The sequence below is a fragment of the Aeromonas sp. FDAARGOS 1406 genome (assembly GCF_019048565.1).
Classification (GTDB): Bacteria; Pseudomonadota; Gammaproteobacteria; order Enterobacterales; family Aeromonadaceae; genus Aeromonas; species Aeromonas caviae.
The window spans coordinates 2,573,439-2,589,981 of the sequence record NZ_CP077378.1 but is presented as its reverse complement, the minus strand read 5'-3'; the positions used below and the strand labels follow the sequence as shown (position 1 = coordinate 2,589,981).

Here is a 16,543-nt window from a genome sequence, read left to right as displayed (position 1 = left end):
GGGAGGAACAACATGACCACTCATCTTCAATCACCCATTCATTTGCAGTTGCCGCTCAGCGGCATGAGCTGCGCCAACTGCGCCGGCCGCATCACGACCGCCCTCAACAAGCTCGACGGGGTATCGGCCACCGTCAACTTCGCACTGGAGCAAGCCGCCATCGAGCTGGCCAGCCCTGATCGTTTGCCGGCGGTGCTGGAGAGCATCCAGGCGCAGGGTTACGACTACGGCAGCGAGACCATCCTGTTTCAAATTACCGGTATGACTTGTGCCGGTTGCTCGGCCCGCCTGAACAAGATGTTGGCGGCGCTGCCCGGCATCATCTCCGCCGACGTCAACTTCTCCATCGAGCAGGCCCGGATCGTGCTGGTACCCGGGATGCAGACGCCCGCGGCCCTGCGCGAGCAGATCGAGGCCCTCGGCTTTGGCGCCCAACTGGCGCAGGGCTCGGCCAGCGGCCGCCGCCAGCAGTTGCTGGAGCGGGAAGCGCAGGAGGCCGCCAGCGCCCGTCAGGCGCAAACCCGGGTCATCGTCTCGACTTTGCTGACGTTGCCGCTGCTGGTGGGGATGCTGGCCATGGCCGGGTTGTTCCCCTGGCATCTGCCCGCCTGGCTGGAGCTGCTGCTCGCCACCCCGGTGCAGTTCTGGATCGGGGCCCGCTTCTATCGCGGCGCCTGGCTTGCCATCAAGAACCGCTCCGCCAACATGGATGTGCTGGTGGCCACCGGCACCAGCGCCGCCTACTTCTACAGTCTCTATCTGTTGTTGACGCTGGGGATGGCTGCCAGCGGCCAACTCTACTTCGAGGCGAGCGCCATCATCATTACCCTGATTTCGTTGGGAAAACTGCTGGAGGCTCGGGCCAGACGCAGCACCCAGTCCGCCATTCGCGAACTGATGGCGCTGCGGCCGGAAACCGCCACCGTCTGGCGTGGCGAGAGTTGGCAGAGCGTCGCCATCGATGAGGTGCTGCGCGGTGATCGGCTGCGGGTGCTGGTGGGTGAGCGGGTGCCGGTGGACGGCAAAATCGTGAGCGGCGAGAGCGAGCTGGACGAGTCGATCCTCACCGGTGAGAGCCTGCCGGTGCTGCGCAGTGCGGGCGACAAGGTGCTGGGCGGTGCCATCAACCGCTCCGGCGTGCTGGAAATTGAAGCCACTACGGTGGGGGAGGACTCCAGCCTCAGCAAGATCATCGCACTGGTGGAGAACGCCCAGATGGGCAAGGCGCCGCTGCAACAGCTGGTGGACAAGGTCTCCGCCGTGTTCGTGCCGGTGGTGATGGCCATCGCCCTGTTCACCCTGCCGGTGTGGTACGCCATCAGTAACGACTTCGGTCAGGCGCTGCTGGCGGCGGTGGCCGTGCTGGTGATCGCCTGCCCCTGTGCGCTGGGGCTGGCCACACCGGCGGCCATCGTCACCGGTACCGGGGTGGCGGCGCGCCACGGCATTCTGATCAAGGATGTCGATACCCTGCAGAAGGCCCACGCCATCAAGGCGCTTATCTTCGACAAGACAGGTACGCTCACTCAGGGCAGGCCCGTGCTGGCGAGCTGGAGCGGCACAGCCGAGCAGCTGCGTCTTGCCGCCGCCCTGCAGCAGGCGAGCGAACACCCGCTGGCGCTGGCCATGCGCGAGGCGGTCGGCAAGGAGACTACGCTGCCTCAGCCGGAGGCGGTGGAGGTGCGGGTCGGTGCCGGTATTGTCGGTCAGGTCGCCGGTCATACGGTCGCCATCGGCAATGGTTCTTTGCTGGCCCAGCTCGGCATTGAGGTGCCCGCGCAGGATAAACAGCCTGCCGACGGCGCGACCCGGGTCTGGGTGGCCATCGACGGCGTGGTGGCTGGCATTGCGGCGCTGGCCGATACCCTGCGCCCCGAGAGTCCGGATGCCATCGCCACCCTGCGTCAGCGCGGCATCGCCAGCTGGCTGGTGAGCGGTGATGCGCCGGCGCCGGTGGCCCATATCGCCGCCAAACTGGGGCTGGACGGGGCCTTTGACTCCGTGCTGCCAGCCGGCAAGGTGGAGAAAGTGGAGGCGCTGCGGGCGCAAACCAGCGGGCTGGTCGCCATGGTGGGGGACGGGGTGAACGACGCCCCGGCGCTGGCGGCGGCGGATGTGGGTATCGCCATGGGCTCCGGCTCCGACGTGGCGATGGAGACCGCCTCCATCACCCTCATGCGGTCTGATCCGCGGCTGGTGGCCGATGCCATCGACATCTCGGCGGCCACCTGGCGCACCATCCAGCAGAACCTGTTCTGGGCCTTCGTGTTCAACATCATCGGCATTCCGCTGGCGGCACTGGGTTACCTCAGCCCCGAGCTGGCGGGGGCGGCCATGGCCCTGAGCAGCATCACCGTCTTGAGCAATTCCCTGTTATTGAAGCGCTGGCAGCCCCGGGCGGGCAGCCTGCGTGCATCTGAATCCCAAAGGAGTCATTCATGAACATCAGCAAGGTCGCCAAGGCCACCGGCCTGACCGCCAAGACCATCCGCTACTACGAGAGCATCGGCCTCATCTCGTCGCCGGTGCGCAGCGATAACGGGTATCGCAGTTATACGGATGCCTCCCTGCGGGAGCTGCGCTTCGTCAAGCGGGCGCGGGAGACCGGTTTCAATCTGGAGGAGTGTCAGGAGCTGCTGGCGCTCTATCGGGACGAGCACAGAACCAGTGCCCAGGTGAAGAAGCTGGCCCAGGAGAAAATCGTCGATCTGCGCTCCCGCATCGCCGGTTTGCAAGCCATGCTCAGCGCCCTCGAGGAGGTGGTGAGCTGCTGTCACGGAGATGCGAATCCCCAGTGCCCCATCCTCGACGAGCTGGAGAAAGGGTGAGGGAGGGCTGCGCCATTTGACCCTGCAGAAAAGGGTCTGTCGGAGCCTGTGCGGGAGAGGACGCGCTGAGTGGCAGCTTAATAGCGGTCGATTGATTGTTGAGCAGGAAAGGGGAGTGTTAAACTGTGCGGCTCTTGTACAGGGAGTACCCAGTTGACACAGAGTGTGAAATATCAGGTGCGGCGGGCCATCATGGTCCAGCTCTATACCCATGCCTCCTTCAGCCTGCCTTGCCTGGGGCTGCTGGCGATCAGCTGGAGCCTGCTGTTCCACGATTACCTGCCGGCCAGCGAGTCGCTGGGCTGGCTCGGTCTGGTCCTGCTGCTGTTGCTGGGGCGCTGGTGGCATTTGCGCTGGCGCCAGCCCAGGCTAGCGGAGCTTCCGCTGCCGGTGCTCGAGCGCGAGCTCTTTGTCGGGGTGACCATCACCTCCATCGTCTGGGCACTGGGCGTGCTGCTCTACATGGACAAGCTGCCAGACACCTATCGTGCCGCCATGATGATGCTCTCCAGCCTGATCCTGACCGGCAGTGCCATCATGCTGTTCGGCAGCCGTCGTACCCTCTATGGGGCCGTGCTGCCCCTCGGGTTTGCCATGTTGTTCGAGCTCAGTGGCGGCAACACCCAGGAGCGTATCGTCTCCTGCATGCTGGCGGGGTATCTGTTCGTCTTTCTGCCGACACTGCTGCGGCGCCTGCGGCGGGATCAGGTGGCCTCTCTCTACCACAGTTTTTCCAATGCGGATCTGGTGGCCGAGCTGAAGGCGGTCTCCGAGCACCTCAAGCTCACGTCCCGCCTCGACGGTCTGACCGGCATCGCCAACCGGGCCCATCTCGACGACTCCCTGGCGCGCGCCTGGCGTCGCTGCCACCGTGCCAGGGCGCCTCTTTCTCTGGTGCTGGTGGATGTGGACTACTTCAAGCAGTTCAATGATCACTATGGTCATCAGGTGGGGGACCAGTGCCTGCAACAGGTGGCGAGCCTGCTGGCCGAAGTGCTGCGGCGGGAAGACGATCTCGCTGCCCGTTACGGCGGAGAGGAGTTCGCCCTGCTGCTGCCCTGCACCACCTTGCAGGGGGCCATGCAGATCGCCGAGCAGGTGCGTACCTCGTTGCGAGCCCTCGGCATTCCCCACCACAAATCCCGGGTCTCGGGGCGGGTCAGTTGCAGCTTCGGGGTGGCGACCCTGGTGCCGGATCAGCATCACTCCATTGCCGAGCTTATCCAGAAAGCGGATGCGGCGCTCTATCAGGCCAAGCATAATGGCCGGGATCGTATCGAAGTAGCCTTGATGGGTAAGGTTGCCTGAGTTTCACAAGACAGATTAAAGAGGTCGTCTATGCAATGTCATCGTATCGAAGAGCTGCTGGAACTGCTGCAGCCTGCCTGGATCAAGGAGCAGGATCTCAGCCTGGTGCAGTTTGTTGCCAAACTGGCCGAGGAGGCGGGATTTGACGGTCCCCTGTCCGCACTGACCGACGACATGCTGATCTACCACCTCAAGATGCGGGAATCCGACAAGCAGGCGATGATCCCGGGGCTGGCCAAGGATCACGTGCCCGACTTCAAGGAGGCCCTGCTCAAGGCACGCGGCATCAAGTAATCCGGCCGTCACATCGCCATCAGAGAAGGGTTTCAAAAGAATCTGTGAAAAGGCGCATAGTCAACTGGCTATGGGCCTTTTTTGTTGCCTGAAATTGCGACGGGACTCGAACTATAGATACATTTAACCCACACAATTAGCAGGTTGTTTAAGATATAATCGCTTTCATAACAATATGAGTGGAGCGATGTGTTGCAATGGCCGACAAGGACAAGATCGACATCAAGGATGTGACCGGTGACGTCACCGGGACCTTCAATCCCAACACCTTCAAGGCGGGAGATGACAGGTTCAACCCCGGCAACCGCATCTATGTCCGCTCCCAGACCGGCTACTGGCAGCGGGTGCGCAAGGCCATGGGCTGGTTCTTCGTCGCGCTCTTTGTCCTCCTGCCCTGGCTGCGTTATGACGGCCGTCAGGCGGTGCTGTTCGATCTGGAGCACCAGCAGTTCCATATCTTCGGTGCCACCATCTGGCCGCAGGATCTCACCCTGCTGGCCTGGGTCTTCATGATCGCGGCCTTCGCCCTCTTCTTTGTGACCACCTTCCTGGGCCGGGTCTGGTGCGGCTACCTCTGTCCCCAGACGGTGTGGACCTTCCTGTTCATCTGGTTCGAGGAGAAGCTGGAAGGAGCCGCCAACAAGCGTCGCAAGCTGGATGCGGCGCCCTGGAGCGGCGAGAAGCTGGCCCGGAAGGGCGCCAAGCACCTGGCCTGGCTCCTGCTGTCGCTGGGCACGGGGCTGACCTTCGTCGCCTACTTCCAGGATGTCTTTCACCTGGTGCCCGATTTCTTCACCCTGCAGGCGGGAGGCTGGGTCATCTTCTGGGTGCTGTTCTTCGCCGCCTGCACCTATGGCAACGCCGGCTGGATGCGCGCCATCATGTGTATCCACATGTGCCCCTATGCCCGCTTCCAGTCCGCCATGTTCGACAAGGACACCTACATCGTCGGCTATGACAGCCAGCGTGGCGAGACCCGCGGCGCCCGTGGTCGCAAGGCCGATCCCAAGGCCCTGGGGCTGGGGGACTGCATCGACTGCGACCTCTGCGTGCAGGTCTGCCCGACCGGTATCGACATCCGTGACGGCCTGCAGTACGAGTGCATCAACTGCGGTGCCTGTGTCGACGCCTGCGATCAGACCATGGAGCGGATGGGGTATCCGAAGGGGCTCATCAGTTACACCACCGAGCACAAGCTGGCCCACAGTGAAACCCAGGTGGCTCGGCCCAAGCTGATTGGCTATGGCCTGGTGATGGTCGTCATGCTGGGGGTCTTCATCTATAACGCCATGTCCATCATGCCCATGGGGCTCGACATCCTGCGGGATCGCAACCAGCTGTTCCGGGAAAACAGCGAGGGGCTCATCGAGAACACCTATACCCTGAAGATCCTCAACAAGACCCTGAACTCCCAGACCTACCGGCTGGACGTGGAAGGGCTGCCGGAGTACCAGTGGTTCGGTCCTCGCGAGGTGACCCTAAAGGCGGGCGAGATCTATACCCTGCCGGTGAGTCTGGCGGTGGATCCCTTCAACCTGAAGCGCCCCACTCTGGACGTCCAGTTCGTGCTCAAGCGGGAAGGCGCGGCGCCGGACGACAGCAAGGGGACCTTGCGCCAACCGAGCAAGTTTATCAGCAGGTTGTGACGGCAAGGCGCACCGCCATGCACGGAAACGGCAGACAGTGGTGATAGAATGGGGCGCAACAGCGCCCCTTTTCTATGGTGGATGACATGCGTTTCAACTATTCCGACCTCAATCCCGATCTCATCATGGATGCCATCGATCTCAGCGGCTTGCGCATCGACTCCGGCCTTATCGAGCTCAACAGTTACGAGAATCGCGTCTATCAGTTCCAGGATGAGGATCGCCGTCGCTACGTGGTGAAGTTCTACCGCCCCGGTCGCTGGAGCCGGGCACAGATCCTGGAAGAGCACGCGTTTGCCGCTCGCCTCTGTGAAGCTGAGATCCCGGTCGCCGCTCCCATTGCCTTTGCCGGCGAGACCCTGCTGGAGCATCAGGGCTACCCGTTTGCCATCTGGCAGAGCGTCGGGGGGCGTCAGTTCGAGGTGGACAACCTGGACCAGCTGGAGTGGGTGGGGCGTTACCTCGGTCGCATCCACAGCGTCGGTGCCAGCCATGCCTTTCATCACCGGGTTCCGCTGGATGTGGAGAGCATGCTGCACGAGCCGCGTCAGTTGCTGGCGGCAGGCGAGTGGTTGCCGAGCGGGCTGGCCAAGTCCTTCTTCGGGGTGCTGGACGAGCTGATCCGGCACGTATGCGACGCCATGACCCTGGATGTGGCGCGCATCTCCCTGCATGGGGACTGCCACCCGGGCAACATCCTGTGGCGTGACGGCCCCCTGTTTGTCGACCTCGACGATTGCCGCACCGGCCCTGCCATCCAGGATCTCTGGATGATGCTGAACGGGGAGCGTCATGAGCAGCAGATCCAGCTCGATACCCTGCTGGCGGGGTATGAGGAGTTCATGGAGTTCGACCCGCGGGAGCTGGCGCTCATCGAGCCGCTGCGCGCCATGCGCATCGTCCACTACATGGCCTGGCTGGCAAGACGCTGGGAAGATCCCGCCTTCCCCCGCCACTTCTCCTGGTTCAACACCGAACATTACTGGCGCCAGCAGATTGCAACCCTGCATGATCAGCTCGAGGCATTGAAGGCCCCGCCGCTCAGCCTGATGCCGCAGTGGTAGGGGCGTGAGCCCGGCAGATCGCCACGCCACGGGGCGTCCGCTGGTGGTGTCGCCCGTACCATTGCCACAGCGGCAAGGTGCCCGTGGGAGGCGGGATGGCGGTCCCGCCTGTCTGCCTTTGCCATTGACGGCACGAGGGTGAGGCAATAGGCTTGGACTGCTTCGGTTCGCCGGGCGTGCCTCACAGTGATCCCTTAACAGGAAACGTCATGAAAAAAGTACTATTTTTCCTCGCTGCCATGCTGATGATCCCCATGGTTCACGCCGCCCCGCAATTCAAGGAAGGTGTCAACTATGACGTGGTCAGCCAGACCGGCAGCGCCCAGCCGGAAGTGATGGAGTTCTTCTCCTATTTCTGCCCGCACTGCGCCAAGTTCGAGCCGATTGCCGAGGATCTGAAGAAGAGCCTGCCGGAAGGCGTGCCGATGAAGAAGAACCCGGTGGCCTTCCTGGGCCGTGAAATGGGTCCCGAGATGCAGCGTGCCTACGCCGTCGCCAATCTGCTGAACGTGGAAGGCAAGCTGACCCCGGCCATCTTCGACAAGATCCACACCCAGCGCCAGATCCCCCAGAGCCGTGGTGACGTGAAGCAGATCTTCGTGGACAACGGCGTGCCGGCCGAGGAGTTCGACGGTGCCGTCGACAGCTTCGCCGTCTCCGGCATGGTCTCCCAGTTCGACCGCAACACCGAGAGCTACAACGTGCGCGGCGTGCCGGCCTTCCTGGTGAACGGCAAGTACATGGTGAAAATCGAATCCATCACCTCCCAGGAACAGTTCAACCAGCTGGTGCAATTCCTGCTGGCGAAGAAAGACTGATCCAGACTGACCTCGTGAAAAAAAGCCCGCCGGTGCAAACCGGCGGGCTTTTTGTTTATCAGGGCCATGCAAGGCGGGCCTCAGATCTGGCAATCCCGCTGGCTGGGGGCCGGGCGAGGCAAACGGGTGCGGCGGCTGAGGGCCTCCGCCAGCCAGACCAGCAGCAGTATGGCCAGCAGCAGGGTGGCGGTCTGGTCGTAGCGGAACAGGCTGAGCGAGACATAGAGCTGCTGTCCCAGGCCGCCGGCGCCAACCACGCCGAGTATGGTGGCGGCCCTCAGGTTCATCTCGCCGCGATAGAGGCTGTAGGCCAGCCACTGGCGCGCCACCAGGGGGAACACCCCGTACCAGAAGCAGGCCGTAGGGCCGGCCCCGCTCAGCTGCAAGGCGAGGCGAGGGGCGGGATCCGCGTTCTCCAGGGTCTCCACGAACAACCGCGCCAGCACCCCGGTGGTGTGCAGGGTCAGCGCCAGTATGCCCGCCACCGGCCCCAGTCCGACCGCGATCACCAGCAGGCTGGCGAAGATGAGTTCGGGCACGGAGCGCAGCAGGTTGAACAGCAGCCGCAGCGGCCAGCAGTGGCGCGCGAGGCAGGCCAGCGGCAGGGCCAGCAGGGCGCTGAAGAGGGTGCTTAGCAGCGCCATCTGCACCGTATCGAGCAGGCCCATAGCCACTGTCTTGAGGAAGGGCCATGACCAGTCCGGTCGCAAAAACTCCCCCAGGAAGGTGCCCAGGCCCCCCAGTGAGAAGCTCAGCATGCGCCAGTCGAGCTGATACAGCGCGAGGACAGCGGCCAGCCCCAGGCAGATCAGCAACAGCAGGCCGGGGGAGCGGCTGTGGCGCAGCCAGGCGCTGAGGCCATCCGCGAGCGTCACCAGCAGGATGAAGGCCAGCAGCAGGGTCACCACCTCGCCACCGGCAAACATGCGCAGGGAGAGTTCGAGCTGCTGACCGAGCCCGCCGGCGCCGACGAAGCCCATGATGACGGAGGCGCGCAGGGCGCACTCCCAGCGGTAGACGGTGTAGGAGAGCAGTTCCTGACGCACCGCAGGCAGCACGCCGTACCAGAGCGCCTGCAGCCGGCCGCTACCGCCCAGCAGCAGGGCGCGGGCCGGTTGCAGGGCACCGCTCTCCATGATCTCGTTGTAGACCTTGGCCAGCATGCCGCCGTAGCTGACGGCGATGGCCAGGATGGCGGCGAGCGGCCCGAGCCCCGACAGACGCACGAACAGCAGCGCCCAGATGAGCTCGGGCAGGCTGCGCAGCACGATGGCGACGAGGCGCGAGAGGGCCCGCAAGGCGCCGCGCAGCGGGCTGGGCACCGGCCCCAGTTCGGCCAGCGACAGGGCGCGGGAGCCGAGCAGGGCGAACGGCACGCCGAGCAGCAGGGCGCCCGCCAGTCCCAATGTCGCCACCGCCAGACTCTCCAGGGTCGCGGTCAGGGTCAGGACGAGGAAGTCCCGATCCATGCGGGGCGGCCAGCTGGTGGCGAGGAAGTTGCCCATCTGCCGCCAGCTCTGGCCGTCGAACAGGCCGAGCCAGCCGTCGGCCTGTTGCCACAGGCTGTAGCCGATGAGCAGCAGCAACCAGGGCAGGGGATGGCGCCAGCGGCTAGTCAAATTGAACACGCCGCCGCCTCGTCATCACCGGCGTAGAGCTCGGCCAGCATGGCCGGGGTGACGGCCGCCGCCGGACAGTCGAACAGCACTCGCCCCTCCCGCAGGCCGATGATGCGGGGGAAACGGCCGAGCGCCAGCTCGACCGCATGCAGGTTGGCGATGAGTGTGCTGCCCCGGGCGCGGGCCTGTGCCAGCAGGGCATCCAGGCTGCCTTGGGCGAGCACGGGATCGAGGGCGGAGACGGGCTCGTCCGCCAGGATCAGATCCGGCTGCTGATAGAGCACCCGTGCGATGCCGACCCGCTGCAACTGGCCACCGGAGAGCTCGCCGCAGCGCTGTTGCCACTTGTCGGCGAGGCCGAGGCGCGCCAGCTCGGCTAGCGCGCCTTCGGGGTCGCAGGGGCGCAGCAGGGAGAGTAAGGAACGGCCGAGGGACCACTGACCGAGCCGGCCGGCCAGCACGGCGGTCACCACCTGCTGGGAGGCGGGCAGCGGCGGTTGCTGCCAGACCATGCCGATCCGGCTGCGCAGCCGCTGGCGGTCCCGGGTGGAGAGGGTCCAGGGATCCTGGTCCCAGAGGGTGAGCCTGCCTTCGCCGCGCAGCTCGGTGCCGAGCAGCCGCAGCAGGCTGGTCTTGCCCGCGCCGCTCGGCCCTATGATGGCCACGCACTCGCCTGCCGTTATCTGCAGGTTGAACGGCTGCAGGATGCGGCTCTGGCCGAGCCGCAATCCTTCCCCGTCCAGCGCGACGGCGATCACTTCAGCAGGCCGGCCTGGGTGGCGGCGGCTTCGATGCCCAGGTAATTCTCGGGCTTGGTCTCGATGAAGCGGGTAGCGCGTTGCAGCTTGAGGATCTCGGCCTGGGCGGGCACCGCCGGATCCAGGCTGAGGAAGGCTTGCTTGATCTTCTCTTGCAGGGCCGGATCCATATCACCGCGTACTGTCCAGTTGTAGTCAAAGTAGGTCGGGGTGGTCCAGATCACCTTGACCTTGGTGGTGTCGACCTTGCCCTCTTCCACCAGTTTCTCCCACACGGAGGCGTTGAGCGCACCGGCCGGCACCTTGCCGGAGGCGACCCAGGCGACGGTGGCGTCGTGGGCGCCGGAGAAGGCGACGTGGGCGAAGTCACGTTCCGGGTTGATGCCCTGCTCGGCCAGGAAGTGGCGTGGCATCAGGTGACCGGAGGTGGAGGAGGGGGAGCCGAACGCGAAGTCCTTGCCCTTGGTGTCGGCCAGGGTCTTGATGCCGCTGTCGGCATTGGCGATGAACTTGGAGGTGAACTGGGCATCTTCCTGACGCTGCACCAGGGGTACCACCTTGTCGGCACGGCGGTGTGCCTGCACATAGGTGAAGCCCCCGAGCCAGGCCATGTCCAGCTTGCCGGCGGCCAGCGCCTCGACCACGGCGGCGTAGTCGTTGACCGGCACGAACACCACCTCGCGGCCTGTTTTCTCGGCCAGGTAGTCACCCAGGGGGGCAAACTTGCGCTGCAGCTCGGTGGGGGCTTCGTCCGGGATGGCGGAGACCCGCAGCGGTTCGGCGGCGACGGCGCTCAGGCTGGCGAGCAGGGTGGTGAGGGCGAATATCCATCTGGAGGTCATGAGTGGTTCCTTGTGGTCTGGCGTTCGAACAAGCGAAAGGTCCGACGGGGGCCGGACCTTTCAGGTGAGTCATGGTAGGGGGCCATCGGCGCAGTGCGCAAGATGGGACACTCAAAAAGGCGTCTTATACCCCGACGTGGAAGGCCTGCTTGAGGTTGCGGATGAAGTCCGCGTCCCGGCACAGGGTCTTGCCCGGGCTGTCGGAGATCTTGGCGACCGGGCCGCCGTTGCACTCCATCAGCTTGAAGACGATGTTCATCGGGGTGACGCCTGGCAGATCGCAGGTGAGCTTGGTGCCGATGCCGAAGCTGGTGTTGATGCGACCACTGAAGTGGCGGAACAGCCGGACTGCCTTGTCGAGGTCGAGGCCGTCGGAGAAGACCAGCGTCTTGGTGGCGGGATCGATACCGAGGCGCTGGTAGTGGCTGATGGCCTTCTCGCCCCAGACCACGGGGTCACCGGAGTCGTGGCGCAACCCCTGATATCGGCTCGCCAGCTCGAAGTCGAAGTCGCGCAGGAAGGCATCCATGGTGATGCAGTCGGTCAGGGCGATGCCGAGGTGGTTGGTGAACTCGTCCAGCCAGCTGGTGAGGGCCGCGCGCTGGCTGAGTTCCAGCGGGAAGCCGAGTTGCTGGTGAGCCTGGAACCACTCGTGGGCCTGGGTGCCCACCGCCGGCAGCCGGTATTTCTGGGCCAGCTGGTAGTTGCTGGTGCCGCGAAACGCCGGCAGCCGATCCTGGAGGCGGCCCACCACGGCATCCTGCACCGCATGGGAGAAGCGGCGGCGGGTGCCGAAGTCGATGAGGTTGAACTCGGTCATCTCCTCCCGGCTCAGCTCCCGTTCCAGCTTGTCGATCTTCTGGTCGAGCCGCTCCAGTGCCTGGCTGACGCCGAACTGGGGGTAGCGGAAGCGGTTGCGCATCTCGCTGATGATGGCGAGCACCGGGATCTCCCACAGGATGACGTCCTGCCAGGGCCCTTCGACCCGCACATTGATGCGGCCATCCTGCTCGAACACCTTGAGCAGGGAGGCATCCAGCGGCTTGCGGCGCAGGTGATCCAGATAATCCGGGGTGAAGAAGGGGCGCTCGGCCAGAAAATCGAGCTCGGGTCGGGTCAGCCGCAGGGAGCCGGCGAGGCGCAGCTGCTCCTCGATCTCGCCCATCATGGGCAGCAGATCCTCTTCGTTGCGGCTGTGGAATTCGGCCACCACCTCGGCATCCGGGTAGCGATGGAACACAGCCTGCTGCATGTGCAGCTTGTAGGCATCGGTGTCGAGCAGGCTGTTGAGGATCGGGGGCATATCAGGCGTCCAGCAGGCGTTGTACATCGGCCAGGGTCTGGGCCAGCTCGGCGCCGGCCTCGATCATCCGGGTGCGGGCCTGGTCGATTGTCTCGGGGGCGATGCCGCGGCAGGCATCGAGGTGGACGATGACCCGGAAGCCGGCGCGGAGCAGTTGCAGCACGCTGGTCTTGACGCAGTAGTCGGTGGCGAGGCCGCCGACCAGCACGGTCGCGACGCCGCGGGCCTGCAGGAACTCGATAAGCCCGGTGCTGCGACGCTCGGCGAGGTCGTGGTAGCAGGCGCCATAGGGGTGCAGATCCGGCTCGACCCCCTTCCAGACGAAGAAGTCGTAGTCGATGGGGGCGGGCAGGCCGTCGAGCAGCTCGAAGCCAGGGGTGCCCGGCACGCAATGGGCCGGCCAGGTGAGGTCGGCGTTGGGCAGATCCAGCGGTTGCAGCATGGCGGCCGGCTCGCTCACGACCCAGGCAGCGTTCGCGGGGTGGGCGTCCTTGCTGCCGACTCGCAGGGTGGCGAGGGCAGCCTGGGCATTGAGCGCCGCCACTATGGTATCCCCGCCAGCGACGGGCAGCTCGTTCGGGCAGAGGGGAGTGAATCCCTTCTGCGCATCAATATCCAGGCTGGCGATGATTCCCATGGATGGCTCCTTCACATAATATTCTTGTGATATTATCTACCAAACATTATTAGAAGGCGAGCAGGTCGACCAGGATGCCGAGAATGAGTCTGGATATGGTGGTGCTGCGGTTGCGCGAGGAGCGGCTCGAACTGCTTCTCGAGACCCGGGATCGCCCCCCCTTTGCCCACTGCTGGCAGTTGCCGGCCCTGCGCATCGACGAGACCCGGGATCGGGATCTGGACGCGGCTCGCCATCGCCTGCTGGCAGAGTGGGGGCTGGAGCACTGCTACAGCGAGCAGGTCTGTACCCTCGGCAACCTGGAGCGGGATCCCCGCGGCTGGTCCACCACCCTCGTCTATCTCTGTCTGGCGGATCCCGATGGGGGGGCGGTGCGCGGTCGCTGGCATCCTCTGGACGATCTGCCCGGCCTGCAACTCGCCTTCGATCACGGCAAGCTGGTCGCCATGGGGCTGGAGCGGCTGCGCATCAAGAGCCGTTACAGCACCCTGCCGCTGCATCTGCTGGGGGCGGAATTCACCCTCTCCGAGGTTCAACGGGCGTTCGAGATCGTCCTGCAGACCCCCATGAACACGGCCGCCTTTCGCAAGCGGCTCCACCGTGCCGACATCCTGGTGGACACAGGGCGCAAGCGTACCGGCAAGCAGCGGCCCGCCATTCTCTACCGGCTGGAGAGCCCCTGCTGCGTGATGTTCGATCAGGTGATGAACGGGGCTGAGGCATGAAGAGAGCGCTATTGCTATGAATTACAAAGTGAAGCTTTCATTAATTGTGCGGGATGTAGATAAGACCTGTTTTTGCAGTGGTTCCAAAGAGCTTAACTTGCCTTTCGCACCATTTTCAGGGCTTCGTTTGCATGAAGGAATGCAAGTTTACACTCTTGCTGCTGTCGGATGGGCAGACCATGAACAGTGCTTTTATGGCTCTATAGAAATTAGTGAAGAGCTACTGCCCGATGGCGATCTAATAGATATGGATTTCATTGTTGAAACAGCAAAAAGTACCGGGTGGGTTGGCTTTAATAAAATTCATAAGGCACAGGTGTGAAGGAAAAAATCTTAGTCAGCTCCTGTCTACTGGGCCAGCCGGTGCGCTACGACGGCCAGAGCAAGGGGATTGTCAGCGACTGGCTGCAGGCGCTGGGAGCGGAGGGGCGGGTGCTGGCCTTCTGTCCCGAGGTGGCGGGGGGGCTGCCGACCCCGCGACCACCCGCCGAGCGGCAGGGTGAGTCTGTAGTCACCGAAAGCGGGCTGGATGTGACGACCGAGTTCGATCGCGGCGCCGCCCTGGCGCTGGCGCTCTGCCAGCAGCAGGGCATTCGCTTCGCCCTGCTGAAAGAGGGGAGCCCCTCCTGCGGCAGCGGCCGTATCTACAACGGCCGCTTCGAAGGGGTCTCGGTGGCGGGCGAGGGCAAGACCACCGCCCTGCTGCGCCGCCACGGCATCGCCGTGTTCAGCGAGGATCAGCTGCCCGAACTGGCGTCGGCGCTCTCCTTGGCGGTCAATGGGATGGGCGCCTGAGCCCGCTGCCAGCCTTCCAGTATTTCGTCCTTCTCCTGCCAGCGCTGGTTCAGCCACTCCTGGAAGCCGCGCTTGAACTGCTTGTCGTTGAAGTAATCCCCTACCAGTTGCTCGTCCACCGGCAGCTCCTCGATCCGCACCCGGATGCGCTTCATCCGCCCCATCAGGAAGTCCTTGAAGGGGGTCTCGGTGTTGTCCGGGTAGCTGATGGTGACGTTGATCAGGCTGTCGAACTGATCGCCCATGGCCGCCAGGGTGAAGGCGAGCCCGGCCGCCTTGGGCGGCATCAGGTGGCGAAAGCGGGAGCGGGAGGCGTCACGCTTCTGTTCGGTGAAGCGGGTCCCCTCCACGAAGTTGATGACGGTGGTGGGGATGTGGCGAAACTTCTCGCAGGCGTTGCGGGTGGTCTCGATGTCCTTGCCCCGCAGGTGCGGATTGCGCAGCAGAAACTCTCTCGAATAGCGGCGCATAAAGGGCATGTCCAGCCCCCAGCAGGCGAGCCCCAGCAGCGGGATGTAGATGAGCTCGTGCTTCATGAAGAACTTGGGCACCGGCAGCCGGTCGCGGAAGAGATGGCCCAGCACGACGATGTCGGTCCAGCTCAGGTGGTTGCTGATGATGAGATACCAGCCATCCTTGCGTAGCCGGGTGTCGTCCTCCACCTGCCAGTCGATGCGGGTGGTGAGGCGGATCACCAGGGCGTTGCAGCCGAGCCACAGGCGCATGAAACGGTTGTTGAGGCGACTGCAGGCACGACCGAAGGCCGGTACGGGCAGCAGCAGTTTGGCCAGAGAAACCAGCAGGATCAGGCTGGCACACAGGGCGGTAAACAGTATGGTCAGGCCGGCGCTGATGAACAGCACCAGGGGGCCCGGGAGCAGGTTTGGCATGAGTGTCTTACTGCGTCTTGTCCGCCAGCAGCTTATCCAGGGTCTGGTCCTTCTCGCACCAGATCCCGTTCAACCACTGTTGAAACTCTTGTTGGAACTCGGGGTCATTGAAGTAATCCCCCACCAGATTGCGTTCGATCGGCAGAAAGCGGACCCGAACCTTGATCTCCTTGACCCGACCGCACATGAAGTCCCAGTAGCTGGGGACGCCGCCGGGATAGGCGATGGTCACATCCACCAGCTTGTGCAGTTGATCCCCCATGGCCGCTAGGGTGAAGGCGATGCCCCCTGCTCTCGGGTGCAGCAGATGACGATAGGGTGCCCCTTGCCTGTCGTGCTTGCCGACGGTGAAGCGGGTCCCTTCCACGAAGTTCATCACACTCACCGGCATATGGCGGAAACGGGCACACGCCTTGCGCGTGGTTTCTATGTCTTTTCCCCTCAGATGCGGGTGCTTTTCCAGAAATTTTCGGGAATAACGCCGCATGAATGGGAAATCCAGCGCCCACCAGGCCAGACCGAGAAAAGGTACCCAAATCAGTTCTTTCTTGAGGAAAAACTTCAGGAAGGGGATTTTTTGATTAAAAATCCGCTGCAATACCAGTATGTCGACCCAGGATTGGTGGTTGGCAATCACCATATACCACTCATTCCGGCGCCCTTTGTCCACTCCGACCACATCGAAAGGGGTGTTGATAATGGTTTTCTGGATCAGATTGTTAAAACCTATCCAGTGGGTGGCGCAGCCGTCCAGGAGGGTGTTGCAGAGACGTCGCGCCCCCTTGAAGGGCAGCAGCAGCTTGATGAGGCCAAGCAGCAGGACGGGGACAAACCAGAACAGGGTGTTGATGAAATAGAGCAGGGTCGAGAGGCTGCCGCGCAGTCGCTCTATCAGCTTGTTGGGCATGGTGGAATCCGTCTTCGTATAGGTGGATGGCAACCAAGTGGTCAGATCTGTTGCCATAATATCAGCCGGCCCACGACTAGACCATGGTGGCGCCCTTTCCGGGTCGTGT

Annotated in this window: 17 protein-coding genes; 10 read left to right on the top strand and 7 right to left on the bottom strand. The window is 63.7% G+C overall.

Features of this window, described 5'->3' with window-relative positions; translation table 11 throughout:
- Positions 1-12 precede the first annotated feature (12 nt).
- The 7 genes from I6L36_RS12130 to I6L36_RS12100 all read left to right on the top strand — a co-directional run bounded on the left by I6L36_RS12130 (position 13) and on the right by I6L36_RS12100 (position 7,958).
- Positions 13-2,442, top strand: coding sequence for a heavy metal translocating P-type ATPase (locus I6L36_RS12130; protein WP_216986700.1), 2,430 nt, complete (start codon positions 13-15; stop codon positions 2,440-2,442).
- Positions 2,439-2,828: a Cu(I)-responsive transcriptional regulator gene (gene cueR, locus I6L36_RS12125; RefSeq protein WP_010676100.1), complete on the top strand. Its 390-nt coding sequence runs from the start codon at positions 2,439-2,441 to the stop codon at positions 2,826-2,828. Before I6L36_RS12130 ends, cueR begins: the two co-directional genes overlap by 4 nt.
- A 153-nt stretch (positions 2,829-2,981) precedes the next feature.
- The gene (locus tag I6L36_RS12120; protein ID WP_039039690.1) at positions 2,982-4,136 is read left to right on the top strand and encodes a diguanylate cyclase; all 1,155 of its coding nucleotides are present in this window, start codon (positions 2,982-2,984) and stop codon (positions 4,134-4,136) included.
- A gap of 30 nt (positions 4,137-4,166) precedes the next feature.
- Complete coding sequence (locus tag I6L36_RS12115; protein ID WP_010676098.1) at positions 4,167-4,430, top strand: YihD family protein; 264 nt, start codon at positions 4,167-4,169, stop codon at positions 4,428-4,430.
- 197 nt (positions 4,431-4,627) lie between these two features.
- Positions 4,628-6,076: a cytochrome c oxidase accessory protein CcoG gene (gene ccoG / locus I6L36_RS12110; RefSeq protein ID WP_216986699.1), complete on the top strand. Its 1,449-nt coding sequence runs from the start codon at positions 4,628-4,630 to the stop codon at positions 6,074-6,076.
- 74 nt (positions 6,077-6,150) lie between these two features.
- Positions 6,151-7,140, top strand: a complete 990-nt coding sequence (locus I6L36_RS12105) for a serine/threonine protein kinase (protein WP_039039688.1) — start codon at positions 6,151-6,153, stop codon at positions 7,138-7,140.
- A 209-nt stretch (positions 7,141-7,349) separates the two neighbouring features.
- Positions 7,350-7,958 carry a thiol:disulfide interchange protein DsbA/DsbL gene (locus I6L36_RS12100; RefSeq protein WP_053287991.1) on the top strand — a complete coding sequence of 203 codons (609 nt, stop codon included), beginning with the start codon at positions 7,350-7,352 and terminating at the stop codon, positions 7,956-7,958.
- A gap of 80 nt (positions 7,959-8,038) precedes the next feature.
- Here the strand turns inward: I6L36_RS12100 and phnE are convergent, their stop codons facing one another.
- The 5 genes from phnE to I6L36_RS12075 all read right to left on the bottom strand — a co-directional run bounded on the left by phnE (position 8,039) and on the right by I6L36_RS12075 (position 13,117).
- Positions 8,039-9,586: a phosphonate ABC transporter, permease protein PhnE gene (phnE, locus tag I6L36_RS12095; RefSeq protein WP_109112443.1), complete on the bottom strand. Its 1,548-nt coding sequence runs from the start codon at positions 9,584-9,586 to the stop codon at positions 8,039-8,041.
- Positions 9,574-10,335: a phosphonate ABC transporter ATP-binding protein gene (locus I6L36_RS12090; RefSeq protein WP_043153387.1), complete on the bottom strand. Its 762-nt coding sequence runs from the start codon at positions 10,333-10,335 to the stop codon at positions 9,574-9,576. Before I6L36_RS12090 ends, phnE begins: the two co-directional genes overlap by 13 nt.
- Entirely contained in the window at positions 10,332-11,177 is an 846-nt protein-coding gene (locus tag I6L36_RS12085) for a putative selenate ABC transporter substrate-binding protein (protein ID WP_043153390.1), read from the bottom strand. The genes I6L36_RS12090 and I6L36_RS12085 overlap by 4 nt, the downstream gene beginning before the upstream one ends.
- A gap of 124 nt (positions 11,178-11,301) precedes the next feature.
- Positions 11,302-12,480 (bottom strand): nicotinate phosphoribosyltransferase, encoded by a 1,179-nt coding sequence (gene pncB, locus I6L36_RS12080; RefSeq protein ID WP_104452104.1) that lies wholly within the window; start codon positions 12,478-12,480, stop codon positions 11,302-11,304.
- A gap of 1 nt (position 12,481) precedes the next feature.
- Complete coding sequence (locus tag I6L36_RS12075; RefSeq protein WP_119197178.1) at positions 12,482-13,117, bottom strand: nicotinamidase; 636 nt, start codon at positions 13,115-13,117, stop codon at positions 12,482-12,484.
- A gap of 74 nt (positions 13,118-13,191) precedes the next feature.
- Here I6L36_RS12075 and I6L36_RS12070 point away from each other — a divergent pair, with 74 nt between their 5' ends.
- Genes I6L36_RS12070 through I6L36_RS12060 form a run of 3 tightly spaced genes read left to right on the top strand, consistent with a single transcriptional unit; the run spans position 13,192 to position 14,637 of the window.
- Positions 13,192-13,842, top strand: a complete 651-nt coding sequence (locus I6L36_RS12070) for a DNA mismatch repair protein MutT (protein WP_201921210.1) — start codon at positions 13,192-13,194, stop codon at positions 13,840-13,842.
- 16 nt (positions 13,843-13,858) lie between these two features.
- Positions 13,859-14,164, top strand: coding sequence for a hypothetical protein (locus tag I6L36_RS12065; protein ID WP_143236902.1), 306 nt, complete (start codon positions 13,859-13,861; stop codon positions 14,162-14,164).
- Positions 14,161-14,637, top strand: coding sequence for a DUF523 domain-containing protein (locus I6L36_RS12060; RefSeq protein WP_201921212.1), 477 nt, complete (start codon positions 14,161-14,163; stop codon positions 14,635-14,637). The genes I6L36_RS12065 and I6L36_RS12060 overlap by 4 nt, the downstream gene beginning before the upstream one ends.
- Here I6L36_RS12060 and I6L36_RS12055 read toward each other — a convergent pair.
- Entirely contained in the window at positions 14,580-15,527 is a 948-nt protein-coding gene (locus tag I6L36_RS12055) for an acyltransferase (RefSeq protein ID WP_201921214.1), read from the bottom strand. The two genes, I6L36_RS12060 and I6L36_RS12055, sit on opposite strands and share 58 nt — an antisense overlap.
- 7 nt (positions 15,528-15,534) lie before the next feature.
- Positions 15,535-16,434, bottom strand: coding sequence for an acyltransferase (locus I6L36_RS12050; RefSeq protein WP_143236905.1), 900 nt, complete (start codon positions 16,432-16,434; stop codon positions 15,535-15,537).
- Positions 16,435-16,543 lie beyond the last annotated feature (109 nt).